This window comes from Lacticaseibacillus parahuelsenbergensis, from assembly GCF_030770265.1.
In the GTDB taxonomy this organism is placed as follows: domain Bacteria; phylum Bacillota; class Bacilli; order Lactobacillales; family Lactobacillaceae; genus Lacticaseibacillus; species Lacticaseibacillus casei.
Window position 1 is genome coordinate 391,877 of sequence record NZ_CP132482.1, and the last position, 20,234, is coordinate 412,110.

The window sequence follows — 20,234 nt, forward strand, 5'->3', positions numbered from 1 at the left end:
AATATAATTATAATCAAAAGTGAAACAAGTAACAACATGTATTTAACATTTGTGAAGTTAGAAAGGAGAAGCTTTATGTCAGATTGGCTTAGCTTATCAGGGAAAACAATTATTGTTACGGGTGGCTCATCAGGAATTGGGGAAGCCATTGTTAAAGAGCTGATTCAAAATGGTGCCAACGTAGTGAATGGCGACCTAAAAAAGGGAAGCTTGGAGGATCAACATCTAACATATTTTAAGACAGACGTAACAAATCCAGAAGAAGTTGAGAATCTTGTCTCAGAGGCAGAACAGATAAACGGTGAGATTTGGGGTGTTGTTAATAATGCCGGTATTAATAAACCGCGTGTTTTGGTTGACCCCACAAAACCGCACAGCAAGTATGAGCTTGATGTGTTTACATTTGATCAGATATTTAATGTAAACGTCAAAAGCGTCTTTCTTGTATCGCAGGCAACCGCACGCAGAATGGTTAAGCAACACCACGGTGTCATTGTAAATATGTCCTCTGAAGCAGGACTAGAAGGGTCTGTTGGTCAAAGTGTTTACTCAGCTAGTAAAGGAGCGATCAATGGATTTACCCGCTCTTGGGCGAAGGAATTAGGTAAATATAATATCCGCGTTGTCGGCGTAGCGCCTGGCATTATGGAAGCAACCGGTCTAAGAACACCAGATTATGAAGAAGCACTAGCATATACAAGAAATACAACGGTAGACGCTATCAGAGCGGGTTATAAGTCTACTTCTACAACGCCTATGGGTCGAAGTGGAAAACTCAGTGAAGTTGCCGATTTGGTTAACTATTTTGTTTCCGATCGTGCTAGCTACATCACCGGCGTTACGACCAATGTAGCAGGCGGGAAGTCGCGCGGTTAAAGAAGTTCAAGGATTGGAGGTGTATAAGATATGGAAATCATCTTAGTAGGGCATGCACAAACTGCAAAAGCTTTTAAAGAAGCGGTGGAGATGATTTATGGCGAAGTGCCAAATTTCCATCCAGTAGATTTCACGCCTAAAGAAGGATTGCAGTCACTGACAAGTAAGATTGTTTCGAAAATTGAACCTAATAAGGCTGCTGAGACGCTGATTATTACTGATTTGTTCTCGGGAACACCCTACAATGCTTCGGCTGAATTAGTTTTAAAAAAGAAGGCGGCTGATGTTGTAGCCGGCATGTGTTTACCGATGTTGCTTGAGGTCGCAGTTAATTCCAGCAGCATGAGTGTCAGTCAGCTTGTTGCGCATCTAATGAAGAACAAAGAAGAGTTTTCCACTAGTCTTAGTGAGAAGGCAAAAACAGATACAGAGGAGGATGACTTCTGATGATTATCACACTTGCAAGAGTTGACGATCGTTTAATTCATGGGCAAGTTACAACAGTTTGGTCTAAAGAATCCAATGCTGATCGAATTATTATCGTTAGCTCGGAGGTTTATAAGGACGACATTCGTAAAACGCTGTTAAAACAGGCTGCACCTCCTGGCATGAAAGTGAACATTGTTGATGTACAAAAAGCAATTGCTGTGTATAACAATCCTAAGTACCAGAATGACAAGGTGTTTTATCTGTTTACAAACCCGCGTGAAGTTGTGGATCTAGTAAAAGGCGGTATTCCACTAAAAAAGCTTAATATTGGTGGGATGCAATTCAAGCAGGGAAAGACCCAGATCAGTAAAGCCGTTTCTTTGGATGCAGACGATGTTGCTGCATTTCGGGAGCTGAACCGATTGGGCGTGGAGCTAGATTTGCGAGTTGTAAAGACAGATACGCCGTCTGACATCTTAGCAAAAATTGATGAAGTATTCGGAAAGGAATAGGCGGTGATCATCAATGGCAATTTCAACCATTCAAATTATTCTCATCTTCATCTGGTCTTCCGTAGTTGGTATGGGGAGTGTTCTGGATGAGTTCCAGACACACAGGCCTTTAATCGCCTGCTCGGTTATGGGTCTTATCCTAGGAGATCCAAAAACCGGGATCATTTTAGGCGGTACTTTGGAATTAATCGCACTCGGTTGGATGAATATTGGCGCTGCCCAGTCTCCAGATTCGGCTCTAGCAAGCACAATTTCAACCATTTTGGTCATTGTCGGCAATCAAGATATTCAAAAAGGAATTGCGATCGCTTTGCCTGTCGCGGCTGCGGGACAAGTTCTTACTGTCTTGGCGCGGACTGTTACAGTGGCCTTTCAACATGCTGCCGATCGTGAGGCGGAAAAAGCAAACTTTACCGCCATCATATGGTTACATTTTACTGCCTTAATTGTACAGGCACTCCGCGTCTCAATTCCTACCACAATTGTTGCTGTCTTTGTCAGCCCAGAAGAGATTAAGAGCATGCTGGATGCACTGCCAAAAGTGATTACTGGTGGTCTTGCGGTTGCAGGCGGATTTATTGTGGTTGTTGGGTATGCAATGATTCTTAACATGATGAGCGTTAAGTACTTAATGCCGTTTTTCTATCTTGGGTTCGTTCTCGGGGGTTATTTGAAACTCAGTTTATTAGCTTGGGGCGTTGTTGGACTAATCTTTGCCATTATTTATGTCCAACTAAATCCTAAGTTTGCATCAAATCAAAACAACGGAACAAATAGTTCTGGTGGGACCGGTGCTGCAGCGGGAGATCATGTGGCGGCGTTACCAGAAGACGAGTTGGATGACTGAAAGGAAGTGTGTTGAATCATGGCCGATCAACCAGTACAGGTAAACAAACTAAAAACAAAGATTACAAAAGGCGATATGTTGAAAACCTTTGTGTTTGAAAATTTTCAACAAGCATCTTTCAACTTTGAACGCATTCATGCACTTGCCTTTTGCGTCGATATGATTCCGACAATAAAACGGGTTTATTCGAAGAAAGAAGATCAGGTTGCGGCTTTAAAGCGACATCTTGTCTTCTTTAATACAACCCCAGCTATGTGCGGCCCTATTGTTGGTGTCACGATGGCGCTAGAAGAAGGCAGAGCAGCTGGTGAACCAATTGACGATGGTACTATCAACAGTTTTAAAGTCGGGTTAATGGGACCCTTGGCAGGCGTCGGGGATCCAATTATGTGGGGCACATTACGGCCCATCCTGGCTGCGCTTGGTGCATCACTCGCGCTTCAGGGATCTTGGTTAGGACCAATTTTGTTCTTCGTTGCCTTTAATGCCGTCCGATTAGCCTTCAAGTGGTACGGACTTCAACTTGGTTTTTCAAGAGGTCTGGCACTTGTGAAAGACATGAGTGGTAATCTTTTACAGAAGATTACTGAGGGTGCAACTGTACTTGGTCTGTTCATTATGGGTGTTCTAGTTACAAAATGGACAACGATCAATGTACCATTGGTCGTTTCAAAGACCACCGTTAATGGTAAAACCACCGTTACAACGTTACAGAATATCTTAGATCAGTTTTGTCCGGGACTCTTGGCACTTGGCTTGACCTTGCTTTGCATGTATTTGCTACGAAAGAAAGTTAGCCCGATTTTATTGATCTTTGCACTATTTGGGGTCGGAATTGTTGGATACTGGCTTGGCATTTTAAAATAAGGGTGAGTTAAGACGATTAATCAAAACACGTTAATAATTGCAATCGGGCTAATTCTTCTGACAAGTGGATTTCTTGTAAAGCCAGAGACAAAAGAAAGAAAACGAAAAGTCAATTTTCTATATATGATTGCAGGTGTTCTTATTGTGCTAATTGGCCTAAAGGTGATTTAGAAAGGGGCTGTGCAACTATGCCACTTGTTTCGACAAAGTATCTGGTTACAACGGCGTATCAAAACCAATTTGCTGTTGGGGCCTTTAATGTGGGAAACAGCGAATTTGTTAAAAATATCATCGGTGTAGCAGAGGAGTTAGAGGCGCCAGTTATTCTGGAAATTCATCCACTTGAATATGAGCTGATGGGGAGTGCCATCTTTAAATATATTCGAGAGGCAGCATTAACTGCCACCGTTCCCGTAGCAATTCATCTGGATCATGGCAGAAATATGGCAGATGTGTTACGTGCAATTCAAGATCAGGCAAACTCGGTGATGATTGATAGCTCTGGACATCCGTTTGACGACAATCTGAAGATAACTAAAGAAGTTGTTGAGGTTGCCCATAGTGTCGGTGTTTCTGTTGAGGCTGAGCTAGGCAGCATTGGCAATCGAAAATTTACGGAAGATCAGAATATGGGAAGAATCTATACTGATCCTGAGAGTGCTAAGGAGTTTGTGCAGGAAACTGGTGTTGATGATTTAGCAGTTGCAATCGGAACGGTTCACGGCCCATACCCGAGTGGTGAAAATGATATACGGATTGATATCCTAAAAAGGCTCAATGAAGCGTTACACATGCCGCTGGTATTACATGGTGGATCGGACAATCCTGATAGTAAGATTCGTGAGGCCATCCAAAATGGTATAGCAAAAGTGAATATTTCAACTGACATCAAAGTACCGTTTTACCACGGCATTGCCAAGACTGTTTCAGATAAACCTGGAGACTATGAGCCGTGGGTTATGACACCTTTTGCTGACGAAGAGCAACGAAAAGTGATCGCGGAAAAGATCCGCCTATTTGGGAGTGACCATAAACTGCGTGTTTATCTTGAACATCCAGAGCAATTAAGACCATTTCTTTAAGAAGTAAACAAACCAAATACACTCCAATTTTGAATGGAAAATATAATGTTTTGAAAGCGCTTGACAAATTGAAAAACTGGCGCTACTATGCAGTTGTTAACTAAATAAAACATTTGAGCCACTAGAATAAAGACGCTCGGAATAGGATTGCAAAATCCTCTTTCGGGCGTCTTTTTTCGTGCGCTCAGGTGAAAAACAAAAGGAGAGATTTTCATGAGTAAAGAAGCACGGTTAGCAAAAATCTTCAGCAGTGACGGGAATGCAATCATTGCGGCTTTAGATGGATTTGGATTTTCGATGAATACGCAAGGTGTTGATTATACTTGCGAGCATTTGGAGCAACTGATTGCAAATGGTCTTGACGCGGCGCTCGTAACTTATGGGCAAGCCAAAACGTATGAAAAAGAACTATCAAAGATCACAACGATCTTACGGGTTGACGCCTCAATCAATGTTTATGAACCAACGGTGCCAGAAACTGATCAATTTTTTGATGTTACTGATGCGCTGAAACTTGGAGCTGATGGCGTAGTTTGCATGACCTTCGCAGGGGCGGGCAAACGAGAGCAGTTTTCACATCAGATGTTAGCAAGTTTAGCCAAGCAAGGCGAGGAATGGAATATGCCTGTCATCGCTGAAACCTTACCGTTTGGATATCCTGTCACGACCCCAGAATCAAATGATCCTAAGTATATTGCAACGGCGGCACGGTTAGGAGCTGAATTTGGTGCCGACGTGATTAAGACACGGTTGAGCGGTGAAGACAGTGATAAAGAAATCATTCAAAATGCTAGCCGCCCTGTATTGGCGTTGGGTGGTCCAAAGACGGACACTTTAACCTATTACAAATTTGTTAAACATTGCCTTGATTCGGGTGCACGTGGTGTCGCAGTTGGGCGGAATATTACCCAGGATAAGAATCCTGCTGGCATGGTTGCTGGACTGAACGTCTTAGTTCACAAGCAAGGCAGTCCTGAGGCAGCCTTTGATGCATACAACAAGACAAACTGATTTATACGGGGAGGCCGATGGATGTTAAATACACAAACCGTCATTCCATCTTCCTTGAAAGGAAAGAATTTAAAGTTAGCTTGTCAGTCATCATCGCCAATTGTTCTCATTGCAGGCTGTAGCATTGGAAACCTTCAAGCTTTTGTTACGGAGATCCATCGGTGTCGCAAACAGGCTTTTGTTCATATCGACTTAATTGCTGGTTTCAAACCAGACACTGAAGGCATGAAGTTACTCAAAATGATGTACAAAGTGGATGGCATCATTTCCACAAACTTTCGCGCTCTGATGATGGGAAAAGAGCTCGGAATGGCGACAGTTTACCGTGTCTTTCTACTTGATTCACGGTCGATTGATCGAGCTTCCAGTGTGCTTAGCGACGAAAACTTTTCCGCTGTTGAGATTCTGCCAAGTGGCTATGCGGTGCAGGAAGTTGAAACGCTACACCGATATCTCAAAACGACTGACTTGATCGCGGGTGGGTTTATCCGATCGAAAGAAGATTTAATCAGGATATTTGCAAAAGGTTTTAAAGCAGTCACAACAAGCGATATTGCTTTATGGAGGTGAAAGACTTTGAGTAATCGTTATTTAATGGGTATTGATAATGGTGGTACCAGTACGAAGGCCGCTATCTATGACATGGAAGGTCACGAGATCAAAAAAACAACAACGAATACGAAAATGTTGACGCCGCGACCATTCTTTACAGAGCGTGATATGGAAGAGTTACACAAAGCCAATATTTATGTGATTAAAAAGACTATCAATGATTCAATGGTGAATCCCCACAACATTGTTGGCATTGCGGTGACCGGTCATGGAAATGGCATGTACATGAGTGATGAGCATGGCAAAGCGACACATAACGGCATTATTTCAACAGATACGCGAGCTGAACGTTATGTCCAAAAATGGCTAAAGGATCCGGCGTATGACACTGTGGTTCGTCCAAAGACAATGCAAAATGTTTGGGCATCTCAACCGCCTGCTTTGATGGCTTGGCTTCAAGATCATGAACCAGAAGTTCTTGAGCGCACCAAGTATGTCTTTATGGTGCCGGATATGGTGCGGTTTTGGTTGACTGGGGTTGCCAGAACTGAAATTACAAATATGTCAGGAACAAGTTTAATGAATTTGAAAACGAAAGAATTTGACCCCGAATTGTTCAAATTCTTTGGGATTGAGAAGTGGTTAGATAAATTGCCGCCTATTGCCAAATCCACCGAACAATGTGGGGCCATTACCCAAGCCGCGGCGGATGAAACAGGACTGGTTGCAGGTACACCGGTCTCTGGCGGTGTTTTCGACATTGCAGCTTCGGCCCTGTCAACTGGTTTGGTTCATCGTGACAAGTTGGGTATTGTTACTGGCACATGGTCAATCAACGAATATATTACTGACCATCCAACTGTGGTCAAAGATTTGTTTATGACCTCGATTTATCCAATTAAAGATCGATGGTTAATTACCGAGGCAAGTCCCACCTCGGCTAGCAATCTAGAGTGGTTTATCAACACCTTCATGTCGGCCAATAAACGTAATGCACAAGCAGCTGGTTTCTCGATCTATGATCTTTGCAATAAACTCGTGTCTCAGACAGATCCCCGCGACAGTGACTTATTATTCTTCCCGTTTATCTTTGGTGGGAATGCTGTACCTAATGCCACGTCTGGGTTTGTTGGAGCGACAAAGTTTCACGAATTAGGCTACTTTGTTCGAGCTGTTTATGAAGGGGTGGTCTTTTCTCATATGTATCATATTGAAAAGTTACGGCATATCAATGACAAATTAACTGGAGCAGCCAGGATTGCAGGCGGAATCACAAATTCCAAAGTTTGGCTGCAGATCTTTGCAGATACCCTGCAGCAACCGTTGGAATTAGTCAACGTCAAAGAAAATGGGACCTTGGGAACTGCAATGACTGCTGGTGTGATGACAGGTGACTTTGCGTCTGTTGAAGAGGCAGCCAAAAAGATGGTTCATGTTGGGAAGACAATTGAACCTAATCCTGAGGACGTTCCAGTTTATCAGAAGAAGTATCAACACTATAAAGAAGTGCTCAAGCTAATGAATCCAGTTTGGCAAAAAATGGAAACATTTTAATTTGGAGGTAAAGCGTATGGATCTAGGTTTAAAAGGGAAAAACGCAATTGTGACTGGTGGTGCGACAGGCCTTGGACAACAATTTGTTCTTGGCTTTGCTCGTGAGGGTGTGAATGTCGCGTTTACTTACATGAGTGAAAAAGAAGAACCAGAGGAAACTGTGGCAAAAGTGAAAGAGATTAGTGACGTCAAGGCCGTACCGATTTTGACGAACTTAGCTGATCCAGATCAGATCACAGATTTCTTCAATCAAGCTTTAAAAGCTCTTGGAAGTATCGATATTGTCATTAATGACGCGGGTATTTGGTTATCAGGAAAGATTGCTGATATTCCTGTGAAGGACTGGGATTTGACCATGCAGGTTAACCTACGTGCGCCGTTTCTACTTTCTCAAGCTTTCGTAAATTACGCAACCAAAGCAAATAAAGGTGGTCACATCGTCAACGTTACCTCACAAGCTGCCTACCACGGTTCAACGACTGGACATGCACATTATGCAGCAAGCAAGGCTGGGCTAATTGCTTTTTCAATTTCCTTAGCACGAGAAGTTGCAAAACAAGGAATTAACGTGAATAACGTCGCGGTTGGTATTATGCACACTCGGATGATTCAAGCAAATCTTGATAAAGACCCACAATATTATCTGAATCGTATTCCAGTTGGTCGCGTGGCTGAGCCTAGCGAGATCGCAAATATCGGTATTTGGTTGGCTTCGGCTCCGGCAAGTTACATGACAGGCGCCACAATCGATGCAACCGGTGGCATGTTAATGCACTAATTGATAGTGGCAAAAGGAGACTTTTAAAATGAAAATATTAGCTTTTGGCGATAATTTAATTGATCCAGAAATGCTAAAGAATGGCCTAAAGTCGTTTGAAGATCGCGGTGATGAAATCGTTATCCGTGATTGGTCACATCCGACAACGGCAGATTTACAACGTGATAATCTCAAAGTGGAACAAGAAGGGCCTGATTCAGTTAAAGTTGACGATGCTTTGCTCAAAGACATTGATTCATTCGATTTAATCGTAACCCAGTTTACTCCAATCGGCAGGAAGATTATTGATTCTGCAAAGAATTTGAAGTATATCGGTGTTTTGCGAGGTGGGATAGAAAACGTTGATAAAAAATATGCTGAGTCCCACAACATCACTGTGATAAATACGGCAGGGCGGAATGCCCGCGCTGTTGCGGAGTTTACAGTTGGTCTTATTCTAGCCGAGACTCGAAACATTGCCCGAACCCACGCAGCAATGAAAAAAGACGTTTGGCTGAAAGATTTTCCTAATAAAGATAACATTCCAGAGGTTGGCGGCAAGACAGTTGGCATTGCCGGTCTAGGTCACATTGGGAAACTTGTTGGAAAGTTTCTTGAAGCAATGGACGCCAAGATTATCTTCTTTGATAAATATGTTGACGAATATGCTGACTTTGAAAAAGTAGACTCTCTGGATACGTTAATCAAACGTTCCGATATCCTGACTTTACACATGCGGGTTACTCAGGAAACAACCCACATTATCGATAAAGCCAAACTGGCTGAAATGAAGCCGAGTGCTTATTTGATTAATGCAGCTCGCGCCGAACTCGTAGATGAACCAGCCCTGATCGAGGCTCTTAAAGAAAAAAAGATTATGGGAGCAGCGCTGGACACCTACATGAACGAACCCTTACCTGCTGACAGTCCGTTTTTAAAGTTGCTAAATGTAACGCTCACTTCTCATTTGGCGGGTAGTACAGCAGATGCGTTTCGCAATACCCCGAAACTATTTGCCGAACGTTTCTTAGAAAAATATGGCAAATAGAGCGGATTAGAAGTCCAGAAAGGGTGGGTGAAACATATGCAATTCATTCAAGCAATTGTCAATTTGGGTGCTGCTGCCATGATGCCAATCATCTTCTTTGTTGTAGGGATGATGTTCCGACTCTCAGTTGGCAAAGCTTTTAAAGCTGGTATGTTAGTCGGGATTGGCTTTACTGGCGTCAACATGGTTATTAACCTTCTTCTCGCTAACTTGGGTCCTGCTTCGAAAGCAATGGTCGAAAGAATCGGCCTAAAACTGACAGTTGTTGACACAGGTTGGCCAACAGCTTCAACAATTGGCTGGGGTTCTCCAATTATGCCAGTTCTTGTTATTGGTTTCTTAGCTGTTAACGCGCTCATGTTAGTAACCAATCTTACCAAAACGGTTGATATTGATATCTTTAACTACTGGTTATTCTTGTTAGTGGGGGCTGTGAGTTACGCTGCGTCTGGTAGTTTTTGGTTTGCGATCATTGGAACGCTCATAATCTTTGCTGTTACTCTGGTTGTTGCAGATCTAACTGCCCCATGGATTCAAAGACAATACAACTTGAAGGGAATTTCATTTCCTCACTTAACTTGTTTAGCCTGGGTGCCATTTGGCATTGCTGCCAACTGGATTGTTGATAAGATTCCCGGATTGAACAAAATTAAGATGGATCCTGAGACAATTCAGAAAAAGTTTGGCGTGTTTGGAGAACCGTTAACACTAGGCTTTATTCTTGGCATTGCTATCGGGCTGATGGCAGGATACTCACCAACTAAGATTATTGCGCTTGCAATTAACGTTGCTGCCTCCATGTATTTGTTGCCAAAGATGATTGATGTCTTGATTGAGGGACTTGTTATTGTTCGCGATCAAGTTGAGGGACAGCTCAAAAAATGGTTTCCAAAACGAAAATTCTATATTGGCATGGATACCGCCCTATTGATTGGTGAGCCATCAGTATTAGCCACTGGGTTGATTTTGATACCGATTGCGATTGTGTTGGCCTTTATCTTGCCTGGAAATAAAGTTCTTCCGTTTGTAGACTTGGCATCACTAATGTTTCTTCTGGCTTTGATCACCCCATTTGTTAAGCGTAATATGTTCCGAATGATGATAGCCGGGGCATTAGTTCTTATCTGCATCTTCTATGTTGGAACTGACATCGCTCCGTTTTACACTAAGGCCGCAATTGAAAGCAAGATTGCTGTGCCAAAGGGAATTTCGTCGATGACCAATATTGTCGGGACAGCAACAACATGGATTGGATGGGGCTTTATTAAGATTAGCCAATTCTTTGGTGCTATCTTCTAAATTCAATATCAAATGTGGTTAGTGTATTGGTATGCATCATAATAACAACATATTTATTGAAAGCGACGATTAATTCTAGTTTGGGTTTACGGCTATAGGAATTAATCGCCGCTATTTTATTACTCTTTATTCTGGCTAATTGAGAACATACAGCAGTCATCAGAAAAGACCTAACTGCTATTTTGGGCCATATATTTTTTGGAAAATTTCAGCTTTTAATCGCACTGCTTATTTCTTTAATATATCTATTAATTTATCGCTCAATTTTGGAGTATGATCTTAATGAACGTTCTTGTATAGGGAGCTTTTTAAGGAATAGACATTCTTGAAGACTTGTTGAAACCCCTTTCAATTTGACATAAAATAGTATTCAAAGTTGGACCACAAGGGGGAATGCAAGTGGAGATTAATAAAATTCTTAATAACAATGTCATCGTAGTTAAAGATGACCATGGTTTCGAGAAAGTTGCGATGGGGAAGGGAATTGGCTTCAAACGTAGCGCTGGTGAACAACTAGATCCGGCCGTCGTCGATAAGCTTTTTTCTTTACAGAATGATGATATGCAATCGCACTTTTCGGCTTTGATTGCGGAAGTGCCTTATGAAATACTACGCGTCACGGAACAGTTCATTGATCAAGCAGCAAAGCAGTTGGGCCAAAAGTTGAACGCTAGCTTGCATGTATCACTGGTGGATCACATTTATCACGCACTTAAACGTTACGAAGAAGGGCAATTAATTACAAATTCGTTAGTATACGAAATTCGAAATCTCTATCCCCAGGAATTCATGTTGTCCAAACATTTTTTGGAAATGGTTGCTGCGGAGACAAACGTTCACTTGCCACTTGATGAGGCTGGGTTTGTAGCGATGCATCTCATTAATGCGGAAATGAATGAAGAGATGGGGACGACAATCGTGATTATGAAGGAAGTTTATGCCATGCTCAATATTATCAAGTATGCTTTTCACGGTACTTATGATGAACATTCATTAAACGATTATCGCTTATTGACACACCTTAAGTTTTTCGTTCAGCGGATCATACAGAACACCATGCTTCAGGGCAATGACTTAGAACTGTATTTGTTGATGAAGCAGAAGCATCCGGATGCGTATCAAGTTAGTTGTAAAATTGCGAATTATGTTGCCAATACGTTTGGAATGACGTTGACAACTGAAGAAATGCTATATCTGATGATTCACCTTAATCGATTGCAAGTTCGCGAAAGTGAGCGGGAAGATGCTTCACCATGAGTTGAGCGCTAGCGAAACGGTTTATTGTGGAGAAATCGGTTGGAAGCTTACCAAAAATCCGAATAAAAAAAGCTTGACACACGTAAATGTAACCGTTACCATAAAACCATCTTAATAATTCAGTTGAAGACGAGTGGATTGTGACTGTTCGGCAGGCGAAACCTGGGCTTTGACAAAGAAGTATACAGCAACCTTGTATGCGTTCTTTGTCAGTGTTCAGGTTTTTATTTTGCCCTAAAGCCACTAAATCAAACGAAACTCGTATATCAAGCTGTATTACTAAGCAACAAACTGCAATGAGTTTAAGGAGGAGATGTTCAATGAATGATCAACAACTAGCCGAGCAAATCTTAGCACAAGTTGGTGGGGAGCATAACGTAAAGTCACTGGTGCATTGCGCAACACGATTGCGCTTCAAGCTAAAGGATCGGGCATTAGCGAACAAAGAACAGATTGAGGCCTTGGAACGGGTTGTGACCGTGATGGAAAGCGCCGGTCAGTTTCAGGTGGTCATTGGGAACACTGTGAGCGACGTGTATCAAGCGTTTGGAAAAATTTCTGGTTTGATTGATGAGGATCGCCAGGAAGATACGCAAGATAACGCAAATGAAACGATTTTTGGCCGATTTGTTGATCTAATCTCAGGCTTGTTTACGCCACTTTTAGGTGTCATGGCGGGTGCGGGGATCTTAAAAGGGCTTTTGGCAATCGCAACCCAGTTGAAGTGGGTGATGCCGAATACTTCGACTTATATCATCTTGAATGCAATTGGCGACAGTTTGTTCTACTTCTTGCCAATTTTGCTGGCAATCACGGCAGCACGCAAGTTTAAGGGCAATCCGTTTGTGGCGGTCACGATTGCCGGAACATTGGTATATCCTACGATCATCACTTTGGCAGATCCGGGAAAATCGGTTGACTTCTTTGGCATTCCTTTGGTGATGGTGAAATATACCTCGACAGTTATTCCGATTATTTTGGCGATTTACATTGCTAGCATTTTTGAAAGATATCTAAATCGGTATTTACCCACGAGCATCAAGAACTTCGTGACACCAGCCATTGTGCTTGTGACTGTGGTACCTCTGACATTAATGCTATTTGGTCCCTTTGGTGTTTATGTCGGCAATGCCTTAGCAGCTGGTTTGACAGCGGTTTTCAATATCAATCCCATCATAGCAGGCGCACTGATGGGAGCGTCGTGGCAGATTCTGGTTATCTTCGGATTGCATTGGGGAATCGTGCCGGTGATGTTGAATAATATTGCTACCTTGGGACGCGATCCGATTAAACCGGCGAACGCCATTTCTGTTTTTTCGCAAGCTGGGGCTACATTAGGTGTCATGCTAAGAACGAAGAACAAGCAGTTTAAAGCCTTATCAGCATCTGCGGTCATTTCGGCACTGTTTGGCATCACTGAACCGGCTGTTTACGGGGTGACCTTGCGATTGAAACGGCCCTTTATTATTGGCGTCGTCTCGGCTGCTATTGGTGGCGGGATTGTTGGCTTTTCGGGGAGTGCCGGTTATGCCGCTGGTCCTTCCAGTATTCTGATGATACCTGCTTTTTATGGAAAAAACGGTGAAGGTTTTATTGGCTTCCTCATCGCCATTGCCGTTACATTCATCACCTCGACAGTGCTGACCTATTTGACTGGTTTTGAGGATGTTCCGGAAAAATCGGGTACAAGCAAAAAGGATACTGAGCCATTAAATGCAAAGACGCAACCATCGAAGGCCGTTACCATTTCTAGTCCAGTAACAGGGAAGCTTTGCCCGTTAGAAACAATTGCCGACAAAGCATTTTCGTCAGGTGCTTTAGGTCAAGGCGTGGCTGTGGTACCAGCTAAAGGTGAGGTTTTGTCGCCTGTTGAAGGTACAGTGACAGTTGCTTTTGAGACTGGTCATGCTATCGGGGTAATGGCGGATGATGGTCCTGAAATCCTAATCCATATTGGGTTGGATACGGTGAAATTAAACGGTCAATATTTTGAGCTGAAAGTGAAGCAGGGCCAGCGGGTGCAAGTTGGCGATCCACTGGTTCACTTTGACTTAGATGCTATTAAAGCTGCTGGATTTGATCTGACTACACCGATCATTTTTACCAGCATTGCGCCTTATCAAAGTATGGAGTTAAGCAAGCAAGAACAGATTGGCGTTGGCGAACATTTAGCAACACTTGTGTAGAAGGGAAGATGAACATGCAAAAGACGAACGTATTTCCAAAAGATTTTCTATGGGGTGGCGCCATCGCTGCCTGCCAAACAGAAGGGGCGTATTTAGAAGACAATAGTGGCCTTGCTGTTTCGGATGTTTCCTTTTTTGATCCGAAACTAGATCGTCAAGATTTGGCAAAGCATCGCCGAATAACATCGGAAATTATTGAAACCGCAATGGCTGATACCGGTACTGCACGTTATCCTAAACGACATGGCGTTGACTTTTACCATCGCTATAAAGAAGATATCGCGCTTTGTGCAGAAATGGGATTTAAGGTGTTTCGTTTCTCCATCAAGTGGAGCCGGGTTTTCCCGACTGGCGAAGAGTTAACCCCGAATCAGGCAGCGTTAGATTTTTACGATCGTGTTCTAACAGAAATTGAAAAGCATCACATGATACCTCTAGTGACAATTTCACATTTTGAGATGCCTTTAGCGTTGGTCAATCGATACAACGGATGGGCAGATCGGCGCGTGGTCGACATGTTTTATCGGTATGCTGACAGTTTGTTCGCACGTTTCGGTCAGCGTGTGCCATATTGGATTTCTTTTAATGAAATTAACGCTGGTCGATTTTCAACGTTTAAGTCAACGGGTGTGGTGGAAGATAAGAGTGCGAACTACCTTCAAGATTGTTATCAAGCGGTTCATCATCAGTTTGTTGCCGCGGCTAAGATCACGAAGCGGTTACGTGAAATCAATCCTAATGCCAAGATGGGCTGCATGATCGCGCGGTTTACCACCTATGCCGCGACTAGTAAGCCAGATGATGTCTTACAAATGATGCTAGACGAACAACACGACAATTTCTTCTATACAGATGTGATGGTGCGAGGTGCCTATCCGCACTACATGAAGCGTTTCTTTGCCGAAAACAATGTGAAGATTGCTTGGGCAGCGGAAGATGAAGCGTTGTTGAAAAACTATACAGCTGATTATTTGGCATTTAGCTACTATGTATCGAACGTGACAAGTGCGGCTCCGGAGGCTTCGGCGACAACGGAAGGGAACTTAAGAAGTTCTCTGAAGAATCCTTATCTCGAAAGTTCCGCGTGGGGATGGCAGATTGACCCCAAAGGACTGCGTTATACGTTAAACACCTTTTACGATCGCTACCAAGTACCGCTATTTATTGTCGAAAATGGCCTCGGTGCAGAGGACGTTCCAGATGAAAAGGGGCAGGTAGTTGATACGTATCGGATTGACTACTTACAAAAACACTTAGAACAAGTTAGAGAAGCGCTGATAGATGGGGTGGATCTCCTTGGTTATACAGCATGGTCGTCTATTGATCTGGTTTCCTCAGGTACGTCGGAAATGTCTAAGCGTTATGGTTTTGTCTACGTCGATCAAGATGATGAGGGCCATGGAAGTCTCATGCGAACGCGTAAAGCATCTTTCTACTGGTACCAGCAAGTGATTGCCTCGAATGGCGAGGATCTGAGTTATTCGAAGCAAACTCATGTCGCATTAACCGAATTGTGAGCCTTCTGGAGAGCTGGATGTAGTAGTAGCTAGTTACCGTAAGAACGCGGAAAGTTAAAATCAAAAGACCATTCCAAAAATATCCTCGAACCGTGCAATTAGGTTTGGGGATATTTTTGCTGTGTGCGAGAGTTTATTAACCGGCTTGAGGGTGCAAATGCGGTCACGCTGGGATTCGGGGAATTATTTTGGACAGCTCAGGAAGAAACCGTTTACAAAACGGACGTTACCTGCTAATATAAAGTCATTCGAACGAATATTCATTCGAATGACTTTTAAAACGCAACGCGCGCGTTACTTTCCCAAGAAGATTTTCATTACAAAAAATAAAGTGAGGGAGATTGCTATGACCAAAAAGACAATCATGCTTGTGTGTGCTGCTGGTATGTCCACCAGCATGCTCGTTAAAAAGATGGAGGATGCTGCAGCAAAAGAGGGTGTCGATGCAAAGATCTTTGCAACTTCTACGGCCGATGCTCATGACAAACTAAATTCCGAAAATCCTGACGTATTAATGTTAGGACCACAAGTCCGCTATCTGGAAAATGATTTCAAGAAAGACTTAAGCATTCCTGTCGAGGTTATCAACATGCAGGATTATGGGCTGATGAAGGGTGACAAAGTTCTCAAAGCGGCACTTGATTTGATTGACAAAAAGTAGGGGGCTCTTATGGACGAGAAACAACAACTTGTGGTGATGCAGCTGATCATGGCTGGGGGTAATGCAAAAGGATCTGCTTTTGAAGCAATTAAGGCGGCCAAAACCGGTGATTTTGACACTGCAGAGGCAAAGCTTAAAGAAGCCGATAAGTTTTTGGCAGATGCGCATAATGCTCAAACCGGGATGTTAACAGATGAGGCTCAAGGCCACCACCAACCGGTATCGCTATTAATGGTTCATGGTCAAGATCACGTTATGAATGCTATTACTTTTCGGGATTTAGCAGGGGAAATCGTTGATCTTTACCGAAAGATTTTGGAAAAGCCAAATAACTGAGGAGGATGTCAACGCAATGCCGTCACCGAATAAATCAAAGTATGACAAAGGTCGCCGAGAGCTGAGCCTAACCAGTATGTATTTTAATCGCTATCTATTGATCCGGTACACGACCGCTGCTTTTTTCTTTGCTAATTTATACTGGTTTGTTTTGAGCTTTAGTGCTGTGGGATTTATCAAGTGGTGGCCATTAGCTTTATTAATCATCACTACGGCAGTAGCAGTTGAACAAGCCAGCAAATATTGGCGACGAGACAATAAGTTGCCAGTTACCAAAATAGGTTACCTTGTGCAACTGCTCAGTAATTTTGGCTCGTTGGTATTAGTTACGACTGGCTTTGGACCAAATGTATTTCCATTTTTCGGGCCAAAAGGGATATCCCTTGTCACGACCATATTACTAATCGGCATGGGGTTAAGCTTCTATATTTTGGCGCGAGTTCATTTGATTGAAACAAACAAAGATCGGTATCTGAAGCAGATTCACAGATTCGCTCAAAGCCTTGAGTAAACCGAAATGGGGAGAAAAATATGGATTCAAGCAACAACAAGTTATTTAAGTTTATGAATGATCATCTAATGGGGCCAATGGGAAAGCTTGCCTCATTTAGAATTGTGCGTGGTGTCATGGCTGCAGGGATGGCCTCTATTCCGTTCACGATTGTCGGATCAATGTTCTTGATTATTAGTGTGTTGCCACAAAGTTTTCCAGCTTTGGCTGGGATTTGGAAAGTTTCCTTTGATAAGATCGCTAATCTTTACATGTTAGCAAATGGTGCCACGATGGGAATTTTGGCGCTATACTTTTGCCTTGTTTTCGGATATGAGTACACGCGAATTCAGGCGCAAGAAGAGAAAATTGATATTAATCCTTTAAACGGTGCCTTGCTTTCCATGATGGCTTTCTTTATGTGTATACCAGAATTAGTTTTTAAAGGTGGGACAGCAACATTAGTCACAGAAATTACAAAGGATAGCAAGATTATTGATGGTTATGCGATTGCGGGCGGTGTCACCCGTCTTGGAACCACAGGTATTTTTACAGCCATCATCATGTCTATTATCGCCGTGAAGTTATACGCGTGGTTTGTTAAAAAGAATATTGTCGTTAAGATGCCTGACACAGTTCCGGCAGGCGTTTCACGTTCATTTACGGCATTAATTCCGACAGCAGCTATCGCGTTAACGGTAATTGTCATTAATGGCGTGTTAATGGCCTTTAATACCGACATTTATAAGATTGTGGCGATCCCGTTTGGCTTTGTGACGAATCTGACAAGTACGTGGGTCGGTTTGCTGGTTGTGTACTTCATTATGCATGCCCTCTGGATTGTTGGTATCCACGGAGCAACAATCGTAACGTCATTTTTAACGCCAATTGTTCTGTCCAATATGCAGTTAAATCAAAAAGGTGCCAATATTCCATTTGCAGGTGAGTTTAATAATTGCTTTGTCACAATTGGTGGATCTGGTGCAACGCTTGGCATGGTTGTTTTCATTGCGTTTTTTGCAAAATCAGCTCAGCTGGGTGCTTTGGGTAAAGCATCGATTGTACCTGCTTTCTTCAATATTAATGAACCCATTTTGTTTGGGATGCCGGTTGTTTATAACCCGTATACTGCGATTCCATTTTTCTTAGCGCCAATGGCTTCAATGACGATCGCTTACTTTGCAATTGACTTACATCTTGTTAAGCCGATGATTGCCCAACCTGCATGGCCGACACCACTTGGGTTATCTGGATTTATCGGCACTGCAGGGGATTGGCGAGCCATTGTGCTTGCATTCGTTTGCGCCTTTGTTGCTTTCCTAATCTGGTTCCCGTTCATTAAGTTTTATGATGGCAAGTTATACAAAGACGAGCAAGTTAAGGGAGCAGAAGAAGCAGCTGCTTAATTAAAAAGATTTGTAGTCATATCGATTACGTTGAAGAGGAGGAAAAAATTTGTCAGCATTTCCTAAAGGTTTTCTATGGGGTGGCGCAGTTGCCGCTCATCAATTCGAAGGTGGATGGGATTCAGACGGTAAAGGCGTTAGCATTGCCGATGTTATGACGGCGGGTGATCATCAAACCAGTCGGCGGATCACGGATGGGGTTAAACCAGGTGAGAATTATCCGAATCATGAAGCCATCGATTTTTATCATCGCTATAAAGGCGACGTTGAACTTTTTTCGGAACTAGGCTTGAATTGTTTTCGGACAAGCATTGCATGGAGTCGTATTTTTCCAAACGGGGACGAGGATCAACCTAACGAGAAGGGCTTGAAGTTTTATGATGATCTGTTTGATGATCTTTTAGCTCACCATATCGAACCTGTTATTACGCTATCACACTTTGAAATGCCATATCACTTAGTACAGGCTTATGGTGGATGGCGCAACCGTAAGCTCATTGATTTTTTCGTTAGATTTGCGAAGGTTGTCTTCGATCGTTATAAGGATAAGGTCAAGTATTGGATGACCTTTAACGAAATTAATAATCAGGTTGGCATGTTGAACGAGTGGTCTTTGTTCACGAATTCAGGTTTAGTTATCCAACCTGGTGAAGATAAAGAAAAGGTCATGTTTCAAGCAGCTCACTACGAAGCGGTAGCTAGTGCATTGGCAGTTCAAGTCGGTCATAAAATTAATCCTGACTTCCAGATTGGCTGTATGGTTGCGATGGGGCCGGTTTATCCAGCAACGCCAAATCCAAATGATGTGTTTAAAGCAGAGCGACTCATGCAAATGAATTATTATTTGGCTGACGTTCAAGTGAAAGGGCGTTACCCACGGTTCTTAGAAAATTATTTTGATCGGCGCAAGTTTGATCTGGACATAACGTTGGAGGATCGTGATGTTCTATTAGCTGGGAAAGTCGACTATATTGGCTTCTCGTACTATGCATCACATGTTATTAAAGCCCAAGCTGACGAACCGAAAGATTTCATCACGCTAGGCAACAACCAAGAAGTTAAAAATGAAACACTCCAGCGCTCGGACTGGGGTTGGGAGATTGATCCTGTAGGTCTCCGGTATGCGCTTAACTGGTTCAGCGATCGCTATGACGTGCCACTATTCATTGTTGAGAATGGTCTGGGTGCTTTTGATAAGGTTGAAAGAGATGGCAGTATCCATGACAATTATCGCATTGATTACCTCCGTCAGCATATCGAGCAAATGAGATTAGCAGTTGAAGTCGATGGGGTTAACCTTATGGGCTACACGCCATGGGGAATCATTGATCTTGTGTCTGCAGGGACTGGGCAGATGGACAAACGTTACGGTGTTATTTATGTTGACAAGGATGATCAAGGAAAGGGATCGCTTGCCAGAAGCAAGAAAGATTCTTTTGACTGGTTCCGCAAAGTGATTCAAAGTAATGGAGAAGACTTAGCCTGATCAGATGGTTAGCGTTTTCACCGAAGCGTCTTTGCCCTGTAAGCAAAGGCGCTTTTTGTGT

Annotated in this window: 20 protein-coding genes; all 20 read left to right on the top strand. The window is 42.9% G+C overall.

Annotated elements, in window-relative coordinates; all coding sequences use genetic code 11:
* Positions 1-75 precede the first annotated feature (75 nt).
* The 20 genes from LACPH_RS01800 (at position 76) to LACPH_RS01895 (ending at position 20,173) form a co-directional block, all read left to right on the top strand.
* Positions 76-876, top strand: a complete 801-nt coding sequence (locus LACPH_RS01800) for an SDR family oxidoreductase (RefSeq protein ID WP_274784305.1) — start codon at positions 76-78, stop codon at positions 874-876.
* A gap of 30 nt (positions 877-906) precedes the next feature.
* Complete coding sequence (locus tag LACPH_RS01805) at positions 907-1,323, top strand: PTS sugar transporter subunit IIA (protein WP_274784306.1); 417 nt, start codon at positions 907-909, stop codon at positions 1,321-1,323.
* Positions 1,323-1,817, top strand: coding sequence for a mannose/fructose/sorbose PTS transporter subunit IIB (locus LACPH_RS01810; RefSeq protein ID WP_274784307.1), 495 nt, complete (start codon positions 1,323-1,325; stop codon positions 1,815-1,817). The genes LACPH_RS01805 and LACPH_RS01810 overlap by 1 nt, the downstream gene beginning before the upstream one ends.
* 13 nt (positions 1,818-1,830) lie before the next feature.
* Positions 1,831-2,664: a PTS mannose/fructose/sorbose transporter subunit IIC gene (locus LACPH_RS01815; protein ID WP_274784308.1), complete on the top strand. Its 834-nt coding sequence runs from the start codon at positions 1,831-1,833 to the stop codon at positions 2,662-2,664.
* A gap of 18 nt (positions 2,665-2,682) precedes the next feature.
* A complete protein-coding gene (locus tag LACPH_RS01820; RefSeq protein WP_274784309.1) occupies positions 2,683-3,531 on the top strand; it encodes a mannose/fructose/sorbose PTS transporter subunit IID in 849 nt (282 codons plus the stop codon).
* Positions 3,532-3,719: 188 nt separating this feature from the next.
* Complete coding sequence (locus LACPH_RS01825; RefSeq protein WP_274784310.1) at positions 3,720-4,613, top strand: ketose-bisphosphate aldolase; 894 nt, start codon at positions 3,720-3,722, stop codon at positions 4,611-4,613.
* 213 nt (positions 4,614-4,826) lie between these two features.
* Positions 4,827-5,624, top strand: a complete 798-nt coding sequence (locus tag LACPH_RS01830; protein ID WP_274784313.1) for a class I fructose-bisphosphate aldolase — start codon at positions 4,827-4,829, stop codon at positions 5,622-5,624.
* A gap of 21 nt (positions 5,625-5,645) precedes the next feature.
* Complete coding sequence (locus LACPH_RS01835) at positions 5,646-6,194, top strand: glycerol-3-phosphate responsive antiterminator (RefSeq protein ID WP_274784314.1); 549 nt, start codon at positions 5,646-5,648, stop codon at positions 6,192-6,194.
* 6 nt (positions 6,195-6,200) lie between these two features.
* Positions 6,201-7,730, top strand: coding sequence for an FGGY-family carbohydrate kinase (locus tag LACPH_RS01840; RefSeq protein ID WP_306387198.1), 1,530 nt, complete (start codon positions 6,201-6,203; stop codon positions 7,728-7,730).
* A 16-nt stretch (positions 7,731-7,746) separates the two neighbouring features.
* Entirely contained in the window at positions 7,747-8,508 is a 762-nt protein-coding gene (locus tag LACPH_RS01845; protein ID WP_274784316.1) for an SDR family NAD(P)-dependent oxidoreductase, read from the top strand.
* A 28-nt stretch (positions 8,509-8,536) separates the two neighbouring features.
* Entirely contained in the window at positions 8,537-9,535 is a 999-nt protein-coding gene (locus LACPH_RS01850; RefSeq protein WP_274784317.1) for a 2-hydroxyacid dehydrogenase, read from the top strand.
* 36 nt (positions 9,536-9,571) lie between these two features.
* Positions 9,572-10,834 carry a PTS galactitol transporter subunit IIC gene (locus LACPH_RS01855; RefSeq protein WP_306387199.1) on the top strand — a complete coding sequence of 421 codons (1,263 nt, stop codon included), beginning with the start codon at positions 9,572-9,574 and terminating at the stop codon, positions 10,832-10,834.
* 399 nt (positions 10,835-11,233) lie between these two features.
* Positions 11,234-12,091: a BglG family transcription antiterminator LicT gene (gene licT / locus LACPH_RS01860; RefSeq protein WP_274784319.1), complete on the top strand. Its 858-nt coding sequence runs from the start codon at positions 11,234-11,236 to the stop codon at positions 12,089-12,091.
* A 320-nt stretch (positions 12,092-12,411) separates the two neighbouring features.
* A complete protein-coding gene (locus LACPH_RS01865; RefSeq protein WP_274784320.1) occupies positions 12,412-14,277 on the top strand; it encodes a beta-glucoside-specific PTS transporter subunit IIABC in 1,866 nt (621 codons plus the stop codon).
* A 14-nt stretch (positions 14,278-14,291) separates the two neighbouring features.
* On the top strand, positions 14,292-15,794 hold the full coding sequence (locus LACPH_RS01870) for a glycoside hydrolase family 1 protein (protein ID WP_274784321.1): 1,503 nt from the start codon (positions 14,292-14,294) through the stop codon (positions 15,792-15,794).
* Positions 15,795-16,140: 346 nt separating this feature from the next.
* Complete coding sequence (locus LACPH_RS01875) at positions 16,141-16,455, top strand: PTS sugar transporter subunit IIB (protein ID WP_274784399.1); 315 nt, start codon at positions 16,141-16,143, stop codon at positions 16,453-16,455.
* A 9-nt stretch (positions 16,456-16,464) separates the two neighbouring features.
* Positions 16,465-16,791, top strand: a complete 327-nt coding sequence (locus LACPH_RS01880; RefSeq protein ID WP_128517302.1) for a PTS lactose/cellobiose transporter subunit IIA — start codon at positions 16,465-16,467, stop codon at positions 16,789-16,791.
* Between the two features lie 16 nt (positions 16,792-16,807).
* Positions 16,808-17,302 carry a PTS cellobiose transporter subunit IIC gene (locus tag LACPH_RS01885; protein ID WP_274784400.1) on the top strand — a complete coding sequence of 165 codons (495 nt, stop codon included), beginning with the start codon at positions 16,808-16,810 and terminating at the stop codon, positions 17,300-17,302.
* 20 nt (positions 17,303-17,322) lie between these two features.
* Positions 17,323-18,687 (top strand): PTS cellobiose transporter subunit IIC, encoded by a 1,365-nt coding sequence (gene celB, locus LACPH_RS01890; RefSeq protein ID WP_274784322.1) that lies wholly within the window; start codon positions 17,323-17,325, stop codon positions 18,685-18,687.
* A gap of 49 nt (positions 18,688-18,736) precedes the next feature.
* Positions 18,737-20,173 carry a 6-phospho-beta-glucosidase gene (locus LACPH_RS01895; RefSeq protein WP_274784323.1) on the top strand — a complete coding sequence of 479 codons (1,437 nt, stop codon included), beginning with the start codon at positions 18,737-18,739 and terminating at the stop codon, positions 20,171-20,173.
* Positions 20,174-20,234 lie beyond the last annotated feature (61 nt).

Excerpts from the sequence above, each read along its gene's own strand:
- LACPH_RS01875 (WP_274784399.1), top strand. The coding sequence starts at position 16,141 with ATGACCAAAAAGACAATCATGCTTGTGTGTGCTGCTGGTATGTCCACC.
- LACPH_RS01810 (WP_274784307.1), top strand. The coding sequence starts at position 1,323 with ATGATTATCACACTTGCAAGAGTTGACGATCGTTTAATTCATGGGCAA.
- LACPH_RS01880 (WP_128517302.1), top strand. The coding sequence starts at position 16,465 with ATGGACGAGAAACAACAACTTGTGGTGATGCAGCTGATCATGGCTGGG.
- LACPH_RS01805 (WP_274784306.1), top strand. The coding sequence starts at position 907 with ATGGAAATCATCTTAGTAGGGCATGCACAAACTGCAAAAGCTTTTAAA.
- LACPH_RS01885 (WP_274784400.1), top strand. The coding sequence starts at position 16,808 with ATGCCGTCACCGAATAAATCAAAGTATGACAAAGGTCGCCGAGAGCTG.
- LACPH_RS01830 (WP_274784313.1), top strand. The coding sequence starts at position 4,827 with ATGAGTAAAGAAGCACGGTTAGCAAAAATCTTCAGCAGTGACGGGAAT.
- LACPH_RS01815 (WP_274784308.1), top strand. The coding sequence starts at position 1,831 with ATGGCAATTTCAACCATTCAAATTATTCTCATCTTCATCTGGTCTTCC.
- LACPH_RS01870 (WP_274784321.1), top strand. The coding sequence starts at position 14,292 with ATGCAAAAGACGAACGTATTTCCAAAAGATTTTCTATGGGGTGGCGCC.
- LACPH_RS01825 (WP_274784310.1), top strand. The coding sequence starts at position 3,720 with ATGCCACTTGTTTCGACAAAGTATCTGGTTACAACGGCGTATCAAAAC.
- LACPH_RS01855 (WP_306387199.1), top strand. The coding sequence starts at position 9,572 with ATGCAATTCATTCAAGCAATTGTCAATTTGGGTGCTGCTGCCATGATG.
- LACPH_RS01835 (WP_274784314.1), top strand. The coding sequence starts at position 5,646 with ATGTTAAATACACAAACCGTCATTCCATCTTCCTTGAAAGGAAAGAAT.
- LACPH_RS01865 (WP_274784320.1), top strand. The coding sequence starts at position 12,412 with ATGAATGATCAACAACTAGCCGAGCAAATCTTAGCACAAGTTGGTGGG.
- LACPH_RS01820 (WP_274784309.1), top strand. The coding sequence starts at position 2,683 with ATGGCCGATCAACCAGTACAGGTAAACAAACTAAAAACAAAGATTACA.
- LACPH_RS01800 (WP_274784305.1), top strand. The coding sequence starts at position 76 with ATGTCAGATTGGCTTAGCTTATCAGGGAAAACAATTATTGTTACGGGT.
- celB (WP_274784322.1), top strand. The coding sequence starts at position 17,323 with ATGGATTCAAGCAACAACAAGTTATTTAAGTTTATGAATGATCATCTA.
- LACPH_RS01845 (WP_274784316.1), top strand. The coding sequence starts at position 7,747 with ATGGATCTAGGTTTAAAAGGGAAAAACGCAATTGTGACTGGTGGTGCG.
- LACPH_RS01850 (WP_274784317.1), top strand. The coding sequence starts at position 8,537 with ATGAAAATATTAGCTTTTGGCGATAATTTAATTGATCCAGAAATGCTA.